This window comes from Cutibacterium sp. LaCa_286, from assembly GCF_057198075.1.
The window spans coordinates 941,195-959,710 of sequence record NZ_CP191091.1 but is presented as its reverse complement, the minus strand read 5'-3'; the positions used below and the strand labels follow the sequence as shown (position 1 = coordinate 959,710).

Genomic DNA, 18,516 nt, shown 5'->3' with positions numbered 1-18,516 from the left:
CGCGGAGATGAGAAGATGAGAATCACACTCGCACTGGGCGGAAATGCCCTGCTGCGCCGCGGGCAGAGCCTCAGCGCAGACAATCAGCGCAGCAACGTCATCGTCGCTGCTGAACGTATTGCCCGGATCGCCGACGCCAATGACCTCGTCATCACGCACGGCAACGGCCCACAGGTGGGCCTGCTCGCCCTGCAGAACAACGCCTATGTCGACGTGCCCATGTATCCCATGGACGTACTGGGCGCCGAGAGCCAGGCCATGGTCGGCTACATGGTCGTGCAGGAGCTGCGCAACAGGCTTCCCGACCGCGACTTCGTCTCCCTGGTGACGACCTCGCTCGTCGACGGGGACGACCCTGCCTTCGCCAATCCCACGAAGTTCATCGGCCCGGTGTACACCCAGCAGGAGGCCAGCGCCAAGGCCGAGGAGTTCGGGTGGACAGTCAAGCCGGACGGCGAATACTGGCGTCGGGTCGTGGCCAGCCCCGATCCGCTCAAGATCGTCGAGGCGGAGTCGATCCGGGCAGTCGTCGACGCCGGGATCATCCCGGTCTGCTGTGGAGGCGGCGGCGTGCCGGTGATCCGGGATTCCTCCACGGGTCTGTACACCGGTGCGCAGGCCGTCATCGACAAGGATCTGTGTGCGGCGATCCTCGCCCGGGTGACCGGCGCCGAGCTGATGGTCATCGCCACCGACGTGGACGGCGTCTACACCGACTGGGGAACGCCCCAACAACGGCGTATCGAGCATGCAAGCCCATCTGACCTCGAGAGGTCACAGTTTGCCGATGGCTCCATGGGGCCAAAGGTGCGCGCCGCCTGCCGATTCGTCCGCAAGACCGGGCAGCGTGCCGTCATCGGCTCTCTGGAGGACATTGGCGAGATCGTCGCTGGACGAGCCGGCACGCTCATCGAGCCCTGATCCCTACCACACGAGCGAGTCCTGGTGGTCCGAGAATGTGCAGCCAGCTGGACACCGTCCTCGGACCACCATCTCCCGGGCCCTCGATCTGGGACCGTCACCACCAGCAAGCGGTGCGAGACAAACCGCGGATCGAATTCACCACTCTATAATTACTCAGTATCTATATCATCCCTGTCTCCCACGACGGGGACCATCGGTGACGACGTGCGTCACCATCCAGACCGAAGGAACCGACGATGGAGTCGAGCACGACAGCTCCTCATGACGACGAGCATGCCTCTGTAGACACGATGACGAGCAACAAGACGACATCCCTGAACAGCCACCAGCAGCAAGGCAGTGCCGATGGGAATCTGCCGAAAGGATCCGTGGGACAGTCACCCGACACCGAGGTGCCCGCCCCCGCAGACCATCCGGAGGTCACTCATCACAGACGCGGTCTGCGCGTCCCCTCGGCATTCACCATCCTCTTCATCCTGACGATCCTCGCCGTCATCGCCACCTGGCTGGTCCCAGCAGGCAGCTACTCCAAACTGGCCTATGAAACCGGTGCTTCCCAGCTGCAGATCACCAATCCGCACGGCAAGACGAGTTCGGTGCCCGCAACCCAGGGGTCCTTGGACAGATTGCACGTGAAGATCCCCATCGAGTCCTTCACCAGCGGAGCCATCACCAAGCCGGTGGCCATCCCCGGCACCTACCAGCGTCTGGAACAACACCCCGCTGGTGTCTCCGACATCGTCACGGGCATGGTCAACGGAACGATCGACGCCGTGGACATCATCGTCTTCATCCTCGTGCTCGGCGGCATGATTGGAGTGGTGCGGGCCACGGGTGCCTTCGAAACCGGTCTGTTACGGCTGACGAAAGTGACCAAGGGGCACGAATTCATCCTCGTGCTGGCCGTGAGCCTGCTCATGATCGTCGGCGGGTCCACCTGCGGTCTGGAGGAAGAAGCTGTCGCCTTCTATCCCATCATCGCGCCAATATTCATCCTCATGGGGTATGACTCCATCGTCGTCGTCGGTGCCATCTTCCTCGCCGGATCGGTGGGGACATGTTTCTCCACGATCAACCCGTTCTCCTCGGCCATCGCAACCAACTCCGCAGGTATCCCACTCACCGATGGTATGAACTGGCGTCTCATCGGCCTGGCAGGAGGAGCGGTCGCCGTCGTGCTCTACCTGCGCTGGTACTGCCGCAAGGTACAGGAGGACCCCACCTTCTCCTACACCCTGCAGGACCGGGAGAGCTTCAACAAGCAGTGGGGAATGGACGTCACCGACGAGACGGTTGGCAGGTTCACCTGGCGACGCAAGGTGAGCCTCGTCCTGTTCATCGCCGCCTTCCCCCTCATGGTGGTCGGAGTCATCCGATGGGGCTGGTGGTTCCCGCAGATGGCAGCGTCCTTCCTGGCACTCACGATCATCATCATGCTGCTCAACCGCACCGGGCGTGACCGGCTCAGCGAGAAGAAGCTGGTCGACGCCTTCTCCGACGGCTCGTCGAGCCTGGTGGCTGTCTCCCTCATCATCGGTCTGGCCCGCGGCATCAACCTCATCTTGGAGCAGGGACTGATCTCCGACACCATGCTGCAGGCCTCGACCTCCCTGGTCACCGGCATGCCCGGTCCGGCCTTCGTCCTGACCCTGCTCCTGGTGTTCTTCGTGCTGGGATTCGTCGTGCCGTCCTCCTCTGGTCTGGCCGTACTTGCCATGCCGATCATGGCTCCCCTGGCCGACACGGTGAATCTGCCCCGCTCCGTCGTCGTGTGCGCCTACCAGTGGGGTCAGTACGCCATGCTGTTCCTGGCACCGACTGGCCTGGTCATGGCAACCCTGCAGATGCTCGACATCAAGTATTCCCACTGGTTGCGATTCGTGTGGCCCATGGTGATCTTCGTCTTGGTGTGGGGCGGCGGGCTGCTGGTGGCCCAGTCACTCATGCTCTGACGCGTGGCTCGCGGGGATCGTCAGCACAGGGCGTGGCGATCCCCAGAAGCCTCCACCAGCTGAATCTGCGGGTACCATGACTGTGTTTGAGGGTATGGAGGTGTCATGGCGCAGACGTCACGCAAGCAGCGTCACTACCAGATCGTCAACATACTGAGGCACCAGGACGTCCACTCCCAGACCGTCCTCCGTGACATGCTCGCCAAACAAGGCACAGACGTGAGTCAGGCGACCCTCTCACGCGATCTGTTCCAACTCCAGGTGATGCGTACGGTGGACGCCGATGGAGCGCTCACCTATCGAGTCCCTGAGCAGACAGCCACCAACCCCGGCCCCCACGACCCGTTCAACGGTGCCCCCGGAACCCTGGACCGGGTGTGCCGCAGCTTCCTGCTGCAGGTGACTCGCCCGTCTTGGCAGGTGTTGCTCAAATGCACCGCTGGAGCAGGCAACCTGGTCGGTTCAGCACTCGACAGCACGGACATCCCCGGCGTGGTGGGATGCGTGTCCGGCAACGACACCGTCGTCGTGTACTGCGATGACGAGATGGCGGCCCAGAACGTCGAGCAGTGGTTCACCTCCCTCATGACAAGTACCGGTGAACAGCTGTAAGGCAATCCGTGCCGTGCCTGCCACGACACCTCCCCCAGAGTCTGGGCCGATGCCACCTGCTGCCCCCGTTGTGTGGTGTGGCAGGCTGGACACAGTGCGTATGAGGGCACCCGGGTCATCTGGCGAAGCACCTGCGCTGTACTCGCCAGCCATGACTCACAGCCCGATCCTGCCCCACGGGTGGGGAATGTCTCCACAGCCGGGTACGTTGGGTCATCATGCGCCATGACTGTTCGGGAGGCTGCGTATGAATCTCAGTGATGACCTGTTCACGTGGAACCCTGGCATGCCAGATTCCGTTGAGCCTGCTGCCACCCTCGTCGTCGCCGTCACCGGCTTCAGCGACGTCGGTCACGTGCAGCACGCCCTGACGACGAATCTGGAGGCAGAGCTGCCCCATCAGGTTCTCGGCGAGTTCGACCTGGACGATCTGCTCGACCACCGCGACTCACGTGCTCCGATCATCTTCGACACCGATCATTTCGAGGGGTACCAACGTCCTGGTCTGACTCTCAGTGAGTTCACCGACGAGAACGGGGAACGCTTCCTGCTCCTCACCGGGCCGGAGCCGGCGCTGCGCTGGGAAGGCCTCACACGTCGCATCATCGATCTCGTCGATGAACTGGGCATCCGCCAGACCATCATCACCGATTCCATCCCCATGACCACCCCACACACGCGTCCGGTGCAGATCACCCGGTGGGCCTCACGACCTGAGATGTTGGCTGGCAACATCCCCAACTTCGGCAAGTACCAGATGCCTGCGTCCTTCCCGGCCGTATTGTCACAGCGACTTGCCGAGACCGGCCACGATTACGTGGGTCTGGCCGCCAGCGTGCCCCATTACCTCAGCGAGATGGACTATCCGGATGCAACTCGCACCCTCATCGGGGCCATTCACCAGGTGACCGGTCTGTCCCTACCGACCCACGGCCTGGCGGTGGCTGCCGGGGCAATTCGTGCCGAGCTGGCCAACCAGGTTGCCCAGTCCGAGGAACTCGGGCAGATGCTCTCGGCCTTGGAACAGCAGTACGACTCCACCACTGCCGAGCAACCGGCACTCGAGTCGCGCCATGTCAACGTTCCCAGCGCCGATGCCATCGGAGCCGAGGTGGAGGACTTCCTGCGCTCCATGGACGATCCCTCCGACGACGTTGCCGACACCGAGGCCACCGGCAATGCGAATTCAGACGACGACAACGACTCTGCCGAGCACTCCCCCGCCAACACCGCCAAAGGATCTGCCCCATCGCAGTTCCAGGATCGTCGCAGTGAGTCAGACGAGACTTCGCACACCGACGAGGACATGGACGCCCAAGCGCGCCGAGGCCGGATGACGTCGGACTCGGACAGCGACGATGGCACATACCACCCACGCCGTGGCACCACGGAGTGAGAGGACTGCTGCCCCACCAAGTCGATGACTTCCTGTGCACCAGGGTGCCGATGGTTCCTGCAGCGGCCCGTCGGGCATGAACTTCTTTCTCATCTGTGGAGAGCACCCGATGACGATCCGGCCAAGGAGCTATCGTCCATGGTATGGACACAGTCATCGATCTGGGGATCGATTTCGGAACGACGAACACCGTCGTTGCTGCCGTGGAGCACGGCAACTACCCCGTCCTGTCCTTCAGTGACTCCGACGGAGATCTTCACGTGCATTTCCCCAGCCTGACGGCCTGGACGGGCGGACGGCTGGTGCACGGCTACCAGGCACGAGAGGCCATGACCGCCGGTGCCCCCGGCATCAGATCACTCAAGCGACTGCTCAGCTCCCCAACGACCACCGTGTCGTCCACGGTACGGATCGGCTCACGACTGTTCTCCATCATGCAGGTACTCACCGATTACCTGTCGGCCGTGGCCGACGAGGTACGCCAGACGACGGGCGTGCACCATCTACGCGCTGTCATTGGTGTACCGGCCCATGCCCACACCGGCCAACGATTCATGACCCTCGAGGCATTCCGCGAGGCGGGTGTGGAGGTCATGGGCATCGTCAACGAACCATCGGCAGCCGGCTTGGAGTATGCCCTGAGACAGGCCCGTACCCTCAACTCCCAACGCACCCAGGTACTCATCTTCGACCTGGGAGGCGGCACCTTCGACGCCTCACTGGTGGACATGGCGGGAACCCACGGCAGAGTCATCGATTCGGTGGGCAGCAACACTCTCGGTGGTGACGACTTCGACCACGTCCTCGTCAATCTGGTGCGCCCACTGCTGCACCATCCCGCTCCCCCCGAACCTGTGCTGATCGAGGCATGCCGGCTGGCCAAGGAGGCGATCCGGCCGCAGTCCCGCAACGTCATGGTCGATCTGCCGGACGAGGCGGTGCGCATCCCCGTGCGCGATTTCGAGTCGTCGTGCCGTGGCCTCATCGACAAGACCCTGGACGTCATGGAACCACTGACCCACGAACTCACCGAGGACCAGTCCCACAGCGAACTCGCTGGAATACATCTGGTCGGCGGCGGATCCTGCCTGCCGTTCGTCGCCAGACGGGTCCGAGAGGACTTCGGACGACGGGTGCACCGGTCGGCCCAGCCCACCGCGGCCACCGCCGTCGGTCTGGCGATGGCAGCCGACTCGAGCTCGCCCTACAGCATCCGGGATCGGCTCTCGCGTGGATTCGGGGTGTTTCGGGAGAGCCAGGACGGCGCCAAGGTGAGTTTCGACGTCCTGCTCGACCAGTCCACCCCGATCCATCACCCCGTCGTCATCCGCAGGCACTACCAGGCCCGCCACAATCTGGGGGTCTACCGCTTCGTGGAGTGCCAGCAGACCAGTGGAGGCACACCGGTGGGTGACATGACCCCGTTCGCCACCGTCATCGTTCCCCTGGACGCGCAGATGCAGTCCGGGAAACGTCCTCTGGACCCCACCGACGTGCACATCGTCGGTGACGGCCACTGGGTTGAGGAGGAGTACACCGTTGCACCCACTGGTATCGTTCAGGTGACAATTACCGACCTGGATACCCGGTGGTCCGTCACAACCTTCATGGGCGCCGACCGCCCGAATGTGAGTAGTCTGTGACCGATGCCCGAACTCGCCTGAGCAGATTCGGATCAAAACTCATCACCTTCCACCCCGCTCCGGGTGCCAACGTCAATGCCCTCATCGACGTCATCCCGGTCATCGCAGCGCTGGTGTTGGTGTCCGCCATCCACGGCCCTCGCCACGGCCTCATCGGAATGCTGGGGGCCATGGGTGGGCTGTCGGGAAAACAGTCTCCACCACGTACTCGGCTGAGGATCCTCCTGGGTGTCGGTGTCGTCCTCATGATCTCCCAGACGATCGGCATCAGTCTGAGCAGCTTTCCCGTCCTGTTGCCAGCAGCCCTGGGAATCTGGTCCTTCGTCATGATCTTCGTGTGGAATGCCCTGCACTTGGGGCCGCCCGGCCCGCTCAACGTGCTGTTCGCAGCTGCTCTGGCCTCGTACTATGCCGCTGAGGGAATGACATACGCCGACATCATGCCTGCCACTGCAGCAAGTTTCCTCCTCGCTGCGGCAACCTCGATGATCGTCATTCTCGTCAACCCGGTTCGGCCGGCCCGACGCGCCGTCAGCAAGGCTATGGAGGCCGTTGATCTCTATGCCAACCCGGAACAGGACGCCACTCCCGCCGATCTGGCACGGCTACGATCCGAGGCGCACAACTCGGTTCACGCAGCATGGTGGATCCTCAACGACGGCGTGTGGCCACAGGATCCCAGGGCACTTGGCAGGCCCTGGATGTACCGACTGTGGAAGCGGATGAGCATGGCATGGGAAGGACTGCGTGCGGACCTGCTCAGCGCACACATCACTTTGACGACGACCCTGCATGCCCAGTCGTTCCCCAGCGCCGAGGCCAGTGACATGCGTGCCAATGTGCGATACACCCCGATGGGTCGTCCGCCGTGGCGGTATCTGTTGCGCACTTCCCTAGAACGCGGGTCACGTCCACTCATGGTGGCCCTGCGCGCGGCCACCGGCGTCCTCGTCGCAGCGGTGGCCATGGAGATCGTGCCGTTCGGCCGTCCCTACTGGGCAGTCCTGAGCGTGCTCATCATCGTCCAGATGGACTTCACCCGGGCCGACATGACGGTGCGCGCCGTGCTGCGCGTCATCGGCACGTCGATCGGCCTGCTGGGATACCTCGCCATCATGCTGGTCCAGCCTACGCCATGGATGCGCATCGGCATCGTCGCCGTCGCCCTGTGGACCATGAACGCCCTCATCCCGCGCCAGTACGGCATTGCGTCGATATTCATCACGATCTTCGCCCTCATGATGTTGCCGATATCCGGTGAGCAGCAGGCACTGACGGTGGCCGTGGCGCGTATCGAGGAGACCGTCGTGGGTCTGGTGACTGCCATAGGCGTCATCCACGTCGTGGGCAAACGAGCCCCGGTGCTGCTGGTGCGAAGTCAGTATCGACGCACCTTGCGTTCCCTCATGCCAGTACTGCGCGACCTCGAATCCGGTATGTCGACGACGGTCACCGGCATGGAGCACCGCAACGAGATGGTCCATGAACTCATCCAGGCATCCGCCGTACTCTCGGCCACCCGCCCCGACTCCCCCGAGATCCTCAAGAACTGGTCCCTGGTCGACCGGGCCGTCACCGAGTTCGGCTACGACGTGTTGGCACACTGCTGGCATCTCGGCGATCGCCCGGTCCGATGGGCACGGCGGATCAGTTCCGAGATCACTCTGCTGCTGGCCAGTCTGCCGCCGGTGAACGACCAACGGGTCGACCCGGCAAGGGTGAAGTCCATGGTCGAGGAGATCCACCACCAGCTGCCGCCGATGAAGGCGTGCTGAGGGCCGGACCCGATCGTCTCCGGCCCCGACAACTGGTCACCTCAGAATGGCCTGACGGCCAAGGGTGCCCTCCAGCATCTGGCGGTACTCCACTCGTCTTGCCCGGGCATTGATGGCACGGATCTGCTCCATCCGGCCTTGCGCATCGATCTCCTTGCATGCCGCGGCATTGCGGGGATCGGCCATGAACTCCGACAACACCTCGATCCCCTGCTGTGAGCGACGAATGTCCTCCGCCTGCTTGGCATCCAGACGTGCTGCATACCACTCGGAGGAGACGACCGACTCACGGGTGAACCCCTCCCGCAGTCGTGGGTCATCGAGGGTGAGCCCCTCGGCGCTCTCACCGTGGGCCATGATCTCCAGCAGCGCCTTGAGCGGCGGGACCGCCAGACGTGCCGTGTCGTCGTCGAAGTAGGCCTGGGCAACCCTGGCATGCGTCGTGGCGATGGTACGCACCGAATCGGCGAAGATCTTCTCGTCCTGCAGCTCGGGACGCAGCATCTCGTCGGTGAAGATCGTGTCGGGATGCATGAAGATGCGCCCGAAGTAGCGCTTCATGAAGTGATCGGTCATCCGATAGCCCAGTCGCGAGGCAGGGATGAGGTCACCGTCGAGCTCATAGTCCTCGAGCTTCTCCAGATACCCACCAGCGATGAGCGTACCGGCATCGCGTTCTGCAGGTGTCATGCGGGCAAAGACCTCTGGCACGAGCAATGAGATGTCATGGGCCATCCGAACGTTCGGCCCGATGAAACCGGCCGACGACAGCCACCCGTCATATCCTCCCAGCACGAAGGAGAGGAACGACGCATTGAGGTCGTAGACCGCGGGCATCGCATTGAAGGGCGCCTTGGTGAGCGCTCCCTCCGAACCGGCTCCAGTGGTCGAGGGGCTCTTGCCGGTCATCGACGAGATGAACTCCATGAAGAGCTCGGGAAGTTCCATGTAGTGCAGTGGATTGTAGGCACACAGGGCCGGGATGCGCCCCTCCGGGGGATTGTTGCGACGCCCGGCTGCAACGACATCGACCGGCAGGGGCAGATCCTCATGCATGGGCACCCGGTGGTGCAGGTGGCTCGCCAGGTCCGCCAGCTGCGTCTGACGTGGTTGGGCAATGTCGGGCCGTTTCTGCAGATAACGTGGATTGCGCGACGGTACCCCGTCGATGAGGCGCGGATTGGCACTCGACACGGCAAATGCCGGAGTCGATCCGGGCTCGGCGTGCGCGAAGTCCGACAGGAATGTCGCCATGGGATCGGTGAACTCGGAGAAATGGACGACGTCGTCGCACATCTGCCGAACCTCGTCACGGGTGAGCGGCTGATAGTTGGAGATGAAGAGGTCATCACCAGACATGTCCATCTCGGTCTGGGAGTCATAGCCTCGAACGATGGCGTCATCGGGACGCTGGAACAGCAGCAACTCACAGTTCTTGACGAGTTTGCGTGATCTTCCAGCCGGCCCCGTGGTGAGTCCGGGTGGGGTGACCGCGGAGGCAGTCATGTCATCCTCGGTCTGCACCTTGACAGCTGGTGCATAGTCGTGACGCAACGAGAACAGCCGCCATGCACCGTCGGCGTCGAACCCGACGCGCAACATGTTGACGTGAATCTTCTGGCCATCCAACCGCACCATGTTCCCGTGTCGGCCATTGGTGGGCGCCACCGAGAAGTGTGATCGCCAGTCCGATCCCCATTCGGGACGGTAATAGCGTTTCACGGTGAAGACGAGTTCCTTGCGGAACGGCGGAATGGATTCGATCCACGAATTGTACTCATCGGTGAAGTCCGATGATGCCGTGAGCAGCTTGATGACCGAACCCACCGATCGCTCCGACGAGAGAATGGGTCGATGATCCGTGCCACTGAGCTGGGAATCCTTGAACCTCATGGAGAAGTCGCGATGCAGGATCTCGTCAACGGCATCCATGTCGGCATCGAAATCGGGACAGTACGCATTACCTGCGAGGAATGCGTCACGAATCTCCTTGGAGATCTCGGATTTTCCGCCACCGGAAACCGTGCACGGCTTGTGCAGACTCGTCGATCTCCCCTCGGTGGCGACGAGCGTCCACAGTCGCTCGGTGCGGTCGAACCTCATGCGGGTGCGAAACCCGGTTGGATCGATGTAATCGGTGCCAGCTCGAAGGGGAATGGACTGTTCCTGTGCTAACTCACCACCAGCGGCATCATGGTGCCAGCTGACGTTGCCCGTGGCGAGACTGAACCGAGCCCCAGCCGGGACCAGGACGACGTCGTCAATCGTCGTGCACCTGGCCCATCCGCCCTCCTGGGGCTCGAAGACACCCGGGTTGCTGGCGATGACATCGCTCACCGACACCTCGGAATCGCCACCGGGGGCGACGAATTCCTGACCCTCGTCGTAGGAGACGTAGGCACGAGCGCCTCCGGAGTGTTCCTCCTCCCCGGCCCCGAAAAGATTGGCCGAGTAGGAGATCTGGGTCTTGACCTCCTTCTTGCAGTAGCCGAAGTAGTTGTCGGCGATGATCGTGACGATGACACCGGACTCGTCGCGGGCGCACAGCTTGAACGGTTTGCCGTCGTTGTACAGCTGATCGGGATCGTGCCAGCACATTCCGTCACAACGCTGCCGGTCGGTGGCCTCGGACACGTGGGGCAGGCCGAGTTCCTTCATCGTCACACGATTCAGATGGGGTGCGAGGACGACGCAACCGGTGTGTCCGGTCCACGAGGAGGGGTGCAGGGCCGGGTCGTTGACGGGCAGCAGTGGGTCTCCGGCGTTGCCGAAGACCGTCTCGACGAAATCGAGGTTCGAGACCAAGCCACCGGGGACGAAGAATCGGATCTCCATGCGCCGTTCGGTGACCATGCCGGGCACCTCGGGGACGACGAGTGGACGCAGGTACAGCGAGGCGTAGGCATGTGCCTGGTGTTCGGGGTCCTGATTGGCCGAGTAGGGCAGCAGAGTGTCCTCCTCGGGAGCCTGGAATGCCTTGCCGAGCAGCGCGGCGAAGACGTCAGCTGGAACGGCCTTCTTGTCATCCGGGATGGGCAGGCCTCCCTCGGCGATGTGGAAGACACCAGCAGTGGTACGTCGATCATTGCGAGGATTGTGCAGCACACCGTTGGCGACTCGGAAACTTTCCACCAGCTCGGAGTGGAACTCGTCGCCATCAACGGGCAGGCTCAGGGTACGTGCCAGGCCGGACTCATCGAGAACGAGGGTGGTGTCGGGGAGGCTCGGGTGTTCGGAACAGTTCCCGAGATATCGGTCGAGGAAGGCCTGAACGCGTCGATCTGCTGGGCACCGCTGCTCGGGGAGCTCCCGACGCAGTTCACGTTGTCGGGCCAGGACCGGGGCGACCACCTTGATCTCCTCCGATGAGGTGTTCATCGGCAGGGGCAGGCCGATCAGGGCGAGTCGAAGATTTACCGAATCTGCCATCATCATTGTTGACATGACCAATTCATAGCGTATTTTCCTACTTGCCGGAGCCTTTTCATCATGGCAGGCATGATTCGTGATCGTTTCCCCACGATCCGTCAGGGAATCGACACGGCAGCCGGCTGGCCCTCTTCCCCGTTCATTGATGCTCCTGCACAGTTGCGCGACAGGCCACCATCTCGCACAGTGGGGAGAGTGAGTTACACCGTTCTGTCCCCCGATCACGTCGTCGAGTCGACCCTGGAGATCAAGAAATCGGTGTTCCTCACCACCGTGACCCGGGTGGAGACCGAGGAACAGGCACGGGAATTCATCGACCAACGGCGCCGCACCAATCGCACTGCCAGGCACCATGTCAGCGCGTTCGTCCTGGACCCGCTGCGCACCACCCAACGTTCCAGCGACGACGGCGAGCCCGCGGGAACCGCCGGTGTGCCCACCTTGGAGGCACTCATGAAATTCGTCGCCCCACAGCTCGGAAGTGATGGCCCAGCTGATCTGTCCGATGTCGTCGCGGTCACCACTCGCTGGTTCGGCGGCGTCAAATTGGGGGCGGGCGGGCTGGTACGCGCCTATTCCGATGCGATTTCCCGCGCTCTTGGCCAGGCCCAGCTGCTGCGGCGTCGTCAGGCTGATCTGTACGAGCTGAGCATCGATCTCGCCTCGGTCGGCTGGCAGGAGGCGGCCCTGCGCAACGCAGGTGTGAGTGTTGTCGACGTCACGTACCAGGCTGATGCGGCGCTCCTCACAGTCGCCGTGGCGGCAACACCCGACAGCCGAACGGCCTGTGAACAGGAAATGAGCGGAATCCTCTCCCAGCAGGTGAGGTGTGAACCTGCCGGGTCACAGTGGCACGACCATCAGTTCTGAGTACCACCTTCTGGGACCACCTGTCCTGAACACCGAGGGCGACACCACGTGACGCTGCACCAGGCGGGGCATGATCGTGACCTCGCCACGTGTGGATGGATCACCACTGGCCAGTTCCGTATCGCGGCGTGCTGGGGTGCGCCAACGTCCGTGCCGTATCGTGGGTTGCATGAACGAGCGCGCTCCCGTGGTGGCGATTGTCTACAATCCCACTAAGTTCAACGACAGCACGCAGTGGAAAAAGTCTGCCCACCAGATCTGTCAGCAGGAGGGGTGGGCCGATCCCCTTCTGCTGGCAACGACCCGGGACGATCCGGGGCAAGGCATGACTCGAGAAGCCGTACGGCAGGATGTGGATCTCGTCTGCGCTGCCGGTGGCGACGGAACGGTTCGGCAGGTCGCCACCGTCCTGGCCGGGACCAGAACGCCGATGGGGATCATCGGCATGGGCACTGGAAACATCCTGGCGCGCAACCTCGATCTTCCCATCGACGATTTCGACAAGGGGCTGCGCACGGCGCTACGCGGTCGCAGACGCACCATCGACCTGGGATGGGTGAGCTTCGATGGTGCCACCGAGCAATGCTTCACGGCCATCATCGGCATGGGATTCGATGCCGACACCATGGCGAACACGTCGGAGGCCGGAAAGGCCGAGTACGGATGGATCGCCTACATCGTTGCAGCTCTGCGCTACCTGGTGCAGCCCGGTTTTCGAGCAACCGTCACCATTGACGGCGAGGTGTGTGAGGCGCAGCGCGCTCGCAGCATCCTGCTGTGCAACTGTGGGCTGCTGCCCGCCGGGATCCGTCTGGTTCCCAGCGCCCGCATTGACGACGCGCGCCTGGACTCCCTGGCCCTGGCACCACACGGAATGGTTGGTTGGCTGGCAGTTGCGGCAAAGGTCATCACGCGCAGTCGTCTCGGGGGCCGCTTGGTGCGCCACCACCCCTGCCGCACAGCCGAGGTGCGCACCTCCTCCCCGGTACTGGCCGAGGTGGATGGCGACACCTACGGCAAGGTACGCCGCATGTCGGTGCGGGTGCAGCCCATGGCGCTCCAGGTGAGAGCTGCCGTGTGATTCCACCGCGACCGTGAATCACCGTCTCCCGGCAAGCGCACCACGCGGTGCACCCTCACATGTGGCGGATGCGTGTTCCCCGGGCAATGAACCCCTCATACGGCGGGCACGCCACCGGACAGTTCGGCAACGACGGCTCGGGCAAGGTCCCGATCATGGCGAGCGGCTTGGGCCAGGAATGCCGGGAAATCGGTGACGGCCGTACCATCGGCACGGTCCGAGAGCACCCGTACCACGGCAAAGGGCACGTGAAGATGGCTGGCGGCCTGTGCCAGTGCCGCCCCCTCCATCTCCACGGCAAGCGCATCGAAGGTGTCGTGGATCCAGCGCACCTTGGCCGGATCACCGATGAATTGGTCCCCACTGGCAATCGTCCCGGACACCACCCGCCGACGAGCGTCGAAGACCCGTGCCGCACACCCCATGAGGACGGTGTGCAGCCGTTCGTCGGGCTGCCAGCTGCGGGGTTCCCCCGGTACCACACCGATGGGATCGTCGAATGCCGTGCCATCGGCGTCATGCTGGACGAATCTGTTGCCCACGACGACGTCACCAATGTCCAGATCGGGGCCAGCCGCACCCGCGACGCCCGTGAAGATGATGCAGGAAGCACCATTCTGGGCCAAGGCACTGGCTGCCAGGGCAGCATTGACCTTGCCGACACCGCACTGTGCCAGTAGGACGTCGGTGCCATCCAGCCGGCCACCCACCAGTGGACAGGGCCCCTCGATGGGGTGGGCATCGACGAGACAGGACTGAATGAGTTCGACCTCCGACTCCATCGCTCCCATGAGCCCAATGGGCCCGGACAGTTTCCTCTGCCCGTCTGGTCCACTTCCCGTCACTTCAATCTCCATTCCAGCAAGAACATCTTCTCACCAAGTCTTCACGGATCAGCCCTTGATCCACACACATTCCCCGGCTCAGCGAAATGGTTCGGGATCCCCAGCCCCTTCACGGGTGATGACAGCCGTACCGGAGCTGAAGTCAACCACAGTCGTCGGGTCGAGGCCACAGTCACCGGAGTCGAGTACCGCGTCGACCCGACCGTCCAGGGCCTCCTTCACCTGCCATCCGTCGGTCATCGGCAGTTCCTCATCCGGCAGGATGAGGGTGGATGAGACGATCGGCTCTCCCAAGATGTCCATGAGGGCCAGGGCAGTGACATGCTCGGGCACCCGCACACCAACCGTGTGTTTCTTGGGATGCAGCATCACCTTGGGGACGTCTCGGGTGGCCCGCAGAATGAACGTGTACCGCCCCGGAACTGCTGCCTTGACGGCACGGAACACCCAGTTCTCCATCTGGACGTACTGGCCCACCTGAGCGAATTCGCTCATGACGAGGGTGAAGTGGTGCTTCTCGGACAGCTGACGAATCTCCCTGATGCGTTCCAGAGCAGCCTTGTTGCCCAATCGACATCCAAAGGCATAGCCCGAATCGGTCGGGTAGGCGATGAGACCACCGTCCCGAAGGGTGTCGACCACTTGGTTCAGCGAGCGTCGTTGCGGGTTGTCCGGGTGCACCGGATAGTACTTGGCCATGAAGTCCATCCTAGGCAGATGCACGGTGTGCCGGAGTCCTTCCGGAATCAACTCCTCATCTGCGGGCGAACGAACACGTGGCATCCCCCCGACCCGTCACATGATCCATGCCGACCACGTTCAGTACGATCGTTTCCCGCGGTTCGTCCACGTGCACCGTGAGCCCGTCCCCGGAGGTGGTCACCGTCATCGTCGAATCAGGCTCGAGCATTCCCTGAGCGGTGCTGCGCGCGACCGAGCTGGCCAACTCACCGGCCGGATGACCCACCAGCATGGGTCCTGATGCTCGTTCACACCCGGCACGAGAGGCTGCCGATGCCACTGTCACGGCATGTCTGGCTGCCCGTGCCTTGACCGCCCCGTCAACGGCCAGACCTCCCATGAGCAGCACCAGGGGCAGGATGAGTGTCATGGCCACCGAGAAGGAAGCGCCACGCGAGAAGTCACCACTGGTCATGACACCAGCTCACACGCTCACGATGCAGCGACGGAAGATGCATCGCAGAAAATACTCCTACTGTTCACCTACAAGTAAAACCATGTGCAATTTTGTTCATCTGGATAGGCTGTGCATCACACGGTTCCAGGCCGTTGTATGTGCCGTACGAGAAAGGTCACGTCACCATGACCAAGGTCAAGAAGGTCGCCCTGCTCACTGCGGGGGGTTTCGCCCCCTGTCTGTCAACAGCCATCGCCGGACTCATCGAGGAATACACCCAGGTGGCCCCCGAGGCGGAGATCATCGCCTACCGTCACGGCTATGAGGGGCTCCTCAAGGGTGACTACCTGACCATCACCGAGGAGGTGCGTCGCAACGCCGACATCCTCACCCGGTTCGGCGGCTCCCCCATCGGAAGCTCGCGCGTCAAACTCACCAACACCGCCGATCTCGTCAACCGTGGTCTGGTCGACGAGGGGGACGATCCGCTCAAGGTGGCCTCCGAGCGCCTCATCGCCGACGGGGTGGACGTACTGCACACCATTGGCGGCGACGACACCAACACCACTGCCGCAGATCTTGCCGCATACCTCGCCGACAACGACCACGGGCTGACCGTTGTCGGACTTCCCAAGACGATCGACAACGACGTCGTACCGATCAAACAGTCCTTGGGCGCATGGACCGCCGCCGAGCAGGGATCCAGGTTTGCACAGAACATCGTCGGTGAGCACAACTCCGGCTCGCGAATGCTCATCATTCACGAGATCATGGGCCGCAACTGTGGTTGGCTCGCCGCGGCAACGGCTGCCGAGTACCACGCCTGGGTCGGTGAACAGCAGTGGCTCCCCGAGATCGGGCTGAGCAAGGAGGCTTGGGACGTCCACGCGGTGTACGTCCCGGAATCCCCACTCGACCTGGATGCCGAGGCCGAACGACTGGGCACGATCATGGACGAGGTCGGCAATGTGACGATCTTCCTGTCCGAAGGTGCCGGTCTGGAAGCCGTCGTCGGCGAGATGGAACGCCATGGCGAGGAGGTGCCACGCGACCCGTTCGGCCACGTCAAGATGGACGAGATCAATCCGGGCACCTGGTTCGCCAAGCAGTTCGCCGCCAAACTTGATGCCCGCAAGGTCATGGTGCAGAAGTCCGGGTACTTCTCCCGTTCGGCCGCGTCGAACCAGGCAGACATCGATCTCATCTTCCAGTGCACCAAGCTCGCCGTCGAGTGTGCCCTGAGCGGCCGGTCCGGCGTCATCGGCCAGGATGAGGAGAATGGCGACGAGCTCACCTGCATCGCCTTCGACCGGATCAAGGGTGGAAAGCCCTTTGACACGAGCACCGAGTGGTTCACCACGCTGTTGAGCGAGATCGGCCAGGCCTGACGCCCGCCCTCCGGGGTCCTTGCGTCGAAGGACCCCGGTTCGTGCGTTCTGCACGTCGGAAACGAACCGGGGGCGTCGGCAGGTTCACCGATTGAAGATGCTCATGATGGCTGACGCCGCAGCAGCACCTGCACCGAGCACTCCCCCGACCTTCTTGGCCTTGCCCTCGTGTGTGGTCTGTTTGCGTGCAGCACCATGAAGTGTGATGTCGTAGCGAGGCAGCTCGGCGAACCAGATGGCGTCGTTCGCCTGCGTTCGCATGACGACGTTGGGGGCCACCATGATCTGCTGCGCCGCGCTACGGAGCTGATTCATCTGCGGTCGTGGTGCCGTGCCAATCGTCACACGCACGGTCGACGCCAGTCCTGATTCACCGGCGACCATGCGTACGTCGGAGTGTAGGGCTGATCGGGTGAGCGCCGAGGAGGTTGGCTCAGGCTTCTCCCCCCTCTGCTTGGCCTCCTCACGCAGTCGCTTCTCCTGCTGTTTCTGGGCGCGACTGATGAATGCTGCGTCCCAGTGGCCCGGGACCGTCCACACCTCCGGATCGCCCACCAGAGGCTGGTCACAGTCATTCCACTCCCATGCCACGGCTGGCTGATTGGACGTCGCCGTCCACGCCGAGATGAGCAGGATGAGCCGTGCCATGAGATTGAAGACCAACATGATGATGATGACTGATCCGAAGGCCTGCACGGCACGGTTGGAGGAGAAGGCCTTGACCAGGTACCCAGCGCCGATCTGGAGCAGGCCGAAGAGAAAACCAGCCACCAGGGAGCCGCGCATGATCGCCGGCCAGTTGCGTCTGCCCTTGGGCAGCGCCGTGAAGAGGAACATGAAGAGGATCCAGCCGGCGATCGTCGAGGCGACGATCGCCGCCAGGATCATGAACACCTCATGGCCCCTGATCGATCCGAGATGGGTCACTCCGGCGATCCATTCGGCAGCCAATGAGCCGAACTGTGAGGTGGCAATCGTGAGGCCAAGGGTGATGAGCAGCCCGAAGAAGGTCAGCGCATCCTCCAGCTTCGACCAGAAGAACCCGCGATTGTCGTTGACCATGTCGAAATCGGGTTCCCACTCGGCACGTACTCCGCGGCGCAGGTTGCCGATCCATCCTGTTCCGGCCCACAACGCAGTGATCATCGTCACGGCGAGCGTCCAACCAGAACCTGTGGTGGCCAGCGAGGTGTCGATGATCTCGGACACCGAGAGGTCTCCCCCACCAGGTGCCAAGGTCTGTTCGATTGCCTTCTTGACCGCATCAAGCAGATCTGGACGGGTGTGGGTGAGCAGGAGGGAGAGGATGGAGAAGGCCAGGGCTATGACCGGAATCATGGACAGAACCGTGAAGTAGGTGATGGAGGCAGCGATGTGATTGCCCATCCGCCGGTTGAACCTGGTGATGGCACGCAGCACATGCGCCACCCATGGAGTGGCCTGGATCTTGGCTAGGTTCACGT

Annotated in this window: 14 protein-coding genes; 9 read left to right on the top strand and 5 right to left on the bottom strand. The window is 62.9% G+C overall.

Annotated elements, in window-relative coordinates; all coding sequences use genetic code 11:
- Window positions 1-15: 15 nt before the first annotated feature.
- From arcC to ACP8JZ_RS04135, 6 genes are all read left to right on the top strand, one after another.
- Window positions 16-921, top strand: coding sequence for a carbamate kinase (gene arcC, locus ACP8JZ_RS04160; RefSeq protein ID WP_306516955.1), 906 nt, complete (start codon window positions 16-18; stop codon window positions 919-921).
- Window positions 922-1,316: 395 nt separating this feature from the next.
- On the top strand, window positions 1,317-2,876 hold the full coding sequence (locus ACP8JZ_RS04155; RefSeq protein WP_484482798.1) for a YfcC family protein: 1,560 nt from the start codon (window positions 1,317-1,319) through the stop codon (window positions 2,874-2,876).
- A 105-nt stretch (window positions 2,877-2,981) separates the two neighbouring features.
- Complete coding sequence (locus ACP8JZ_RS04150) at window positions 2,982-3,488, top strand: arginine repressor (protein ID WP_323458921.1); 507 nt, start codon at window positions 2,982-2,984, stop codon at window positions 3,486-3,488.
- A 247-nt stretch (window positions 3,489-3,735) separates the two neighbouring features.
- Entirely contained in the window at window positions 3,736-4,884 is a 1,149-nt protein-coding gene (locus ACP8JZ_RS04145) for a proteasome assembly chaperone family protein (protein ID WP_410172885.1), read from the top strand.
- Between the two features lie 143 nt (window positions 4,885-5,027).
- Entirely contained in the window at window positions 5,028-6,527 is a 1,500-nt protein-coding gene (locus ACP8JZ_RS04140) for an Hsp70 family protein (RefSeq protein WP_484482734.1), read from the top strand.
- A complete protein-coding gene (locus tag ACP8JZ_RS04135) occupies window positions 6,524-8,302 on the top strand; it encodes an FUSC family protein (RefSeq protein ID WP_308613878.1) in 1,779 nt (592 codons plus the stop codon). Before ACP8JZ_RS04140 ends, ACP8JZ_RS04135 begins: the two co-directional genes overlap by 4 nt.
- A 36-nt stretch (window positions 8,303-8,338) precedes the next feature.
- Here the strand turns inward: ACP8JZ_RS04135 and ACP8JZ_RS04130 are convergent, their stop codons facing one another.
- Window positions 8,339-11,746, bottom strand: coding sequence for a PPi-type phosphoenolpyruvate carboxykinase family protein (locus ACP8JZ_RS04130; protein ID WP_484482733.1), 3,408 nt, complete (start codon window positions 11,744-11,746; stop codon window positions 8,339-8,341).
- Window positions 11,747-11,926: 180 nt separating this feature from the next.
- Between ACP8JZ_RS04130 and ACP8JZ_RS04125 the strand changes: the two genes are divergently transcribed.
- Complete coding sequence (locus ACP8JZ_RS04125) at window positions 11,927-12,601, top strand: IMPACT family protein (RefSeq protein ID WP_306516960.1); 675 nt, start codon at window positions 11,927-11,929, stop codon at window positions 12,599-12,601.
- Between the two features lie 169 nt (window positions 12,602-12,770).
- A complete protein-coding gene (locus ACP8JZ_RS04120) occupies window positions 12,771-13,682 on the top strand; it encodes a diacylglycerol/lipid kinase family protein (protein ID WP_306516961.1) in 912 nt (303 codons plus the stop codon).
- Window positions 13,683-13,777: 95 nt separating this feature from the next.
- On the opposite strand, the gene ACP8JZ_RS04115 is transcribed toward ACP8JZ_RS04120, so the two are convergent.
- The 3 genes from ACP8JZ_RS04115 to ACP8JZ_RS04105 all read right to left on the bottom strand — a co-directional run bounded on the left by ACP8JZ_RS04115 (window position 13,778) and on the right by ACP8JZ_RS04105 (window position 15,683).
- Window positions 13,778-14,539 (bottom strand): 5'-methylthioadenosine/adenosylhomocysteine nucleosidase, encoded by a 762-nt coding sequence (locus ACP8JZ_RS04115; RefSeq protein WP_442752457.1) that lies wholly within the window; start codon window positions 14,537-14,539, stop codon window positions 13,778-13,780.
- Between the two features lie 66 nt (window positions 14,540-14,605).
- A complete protein-coding gene (locus ACP8JZ_RS04110) occupies window positions 14,606-15,226 on the bottom strand; it encodes an L-threonylcarbamoyladenylate synthase (RefSeq protein WP_021103280.1) in 621 nt (206 codons plus the stop codon).
- 55 nt (window positions 15,227-15,281) lie between these two features.
- Window positions 15,282-15,683, bottom strand: coding sequence for a hypothetical protein (locus ACP8JZ_RS04105; protein WP_306516962.1), 402 nt, complete (start codon window positions 15,681-15,683; stop codon window positions 15,282-15,284).
- Between the two features lie 167 nt (window positions 15,684-15,850).
- On the opposite strand from ACP8JZ_RS04105, the gene ACP8JZ_RS04100 reads away from it, so the two are divergent.
- On the top strand, window positions 15,851-17,053 hold the full coding sequence (locus ACP8JZ_RS04100; protein WP_306516963.1) for a pyrophosphate--fructose-6-phosphate 1-phosphotransferase: 1,203 nt from the start codon (window positions 15,851-15,853) through the stop codon (window positions 17,051-17,053).
- A gap of 84 nt (window positions 17,054-17,137) precedes the next feature.
- Here ACP8JZ_RS04100 and ACP8JZ_RS04095 read toward each other — a convergent pair whose 3' ends face one another.
- Window positions 17,138-18,514 (bottom strand): YihY/virulence factor BrkB family protein, encoded by a 1,377-nt coding sequence (locus ACP8JZ_RS04095; protein WP_306516964.1) that lies wholly within the window; start codon window positions 18,512-18,514, stop codon window positions 17,138-17,140.
- Between the last annotated feature and the right edge of the window lie 2 nt (window positions 18,515-18,516).

Coding starts and splice junctions, on each gene's coding strand:
- arcC (WP_306516955.1), top strand. CDS start 16: ATGAGAATCACACTCGCACTGGGCGGAAATGCCCTGCTGCGCCGCGGG.
- ACP8JZ_RS04150 (WP_323458921.1), top strand. CDS start 2,982: ATGGCGCAGACGTCACGCAAGCAGCGTCACTACCAGATCGTCAACATA.
- ACP8JZ_RS04145 (WP_410172885.1), top strand. CDS start 3,736: ATGAATCTCAGTGATGACCTGTTCACGTGGAACCCTGGCATGCCAGAT.
- ACP8JZ_RS04140 (WP_484482734.1), top strand. CDS start 5,028: ATGGACACAGTCATCGATCTGGGGATCGATTTCGGAACGACGAACACC.
- ACP8JZ_RS04130 (WP_484482733.1), bottom strand. CDS start 11,746: ATGTCAACAATGATGATGGCAGATTCGGTAAATCTTCGACTCGCCCTG.
- ACP8JZ_RS04120 (WP_306516961.1), top strand. CDS start 12,771: ATGAACGAGCGCGCTCCCGTGGTGGCGATTGTCTACAATCCCACTAAG.
- ACP8JZ_RS04115 (WP_442752457.1), bottom strand. CDS start 14,539: ATGGAGATTGAAGTGACGGGAAGTGGACCAGACGGGCAGAGGAAACTG.
- ACP8JZ_RS04110 (WP_021103280.1), bottom strand. CDS start 15,226: ATGGCCAAGTACTATCCGGTGCACCCGGACAACCCGCAACGACGCTCG.
- ACP8JZ_RS04105 (WP_306516962.1), bottom strand. CDS start 15,683: ATGACCAGTGGTGACTTCTCGCGTGGCGCTTCCTTCTCGGTGGCCATG.
- ACP8JZ_RS04100 (WP_306516963.1), top strand. CDS start 15,851: ATGACCAAGGTCAAGAAGGTCGCCCTGCTCACTGCGGGGGGTTTCGCC.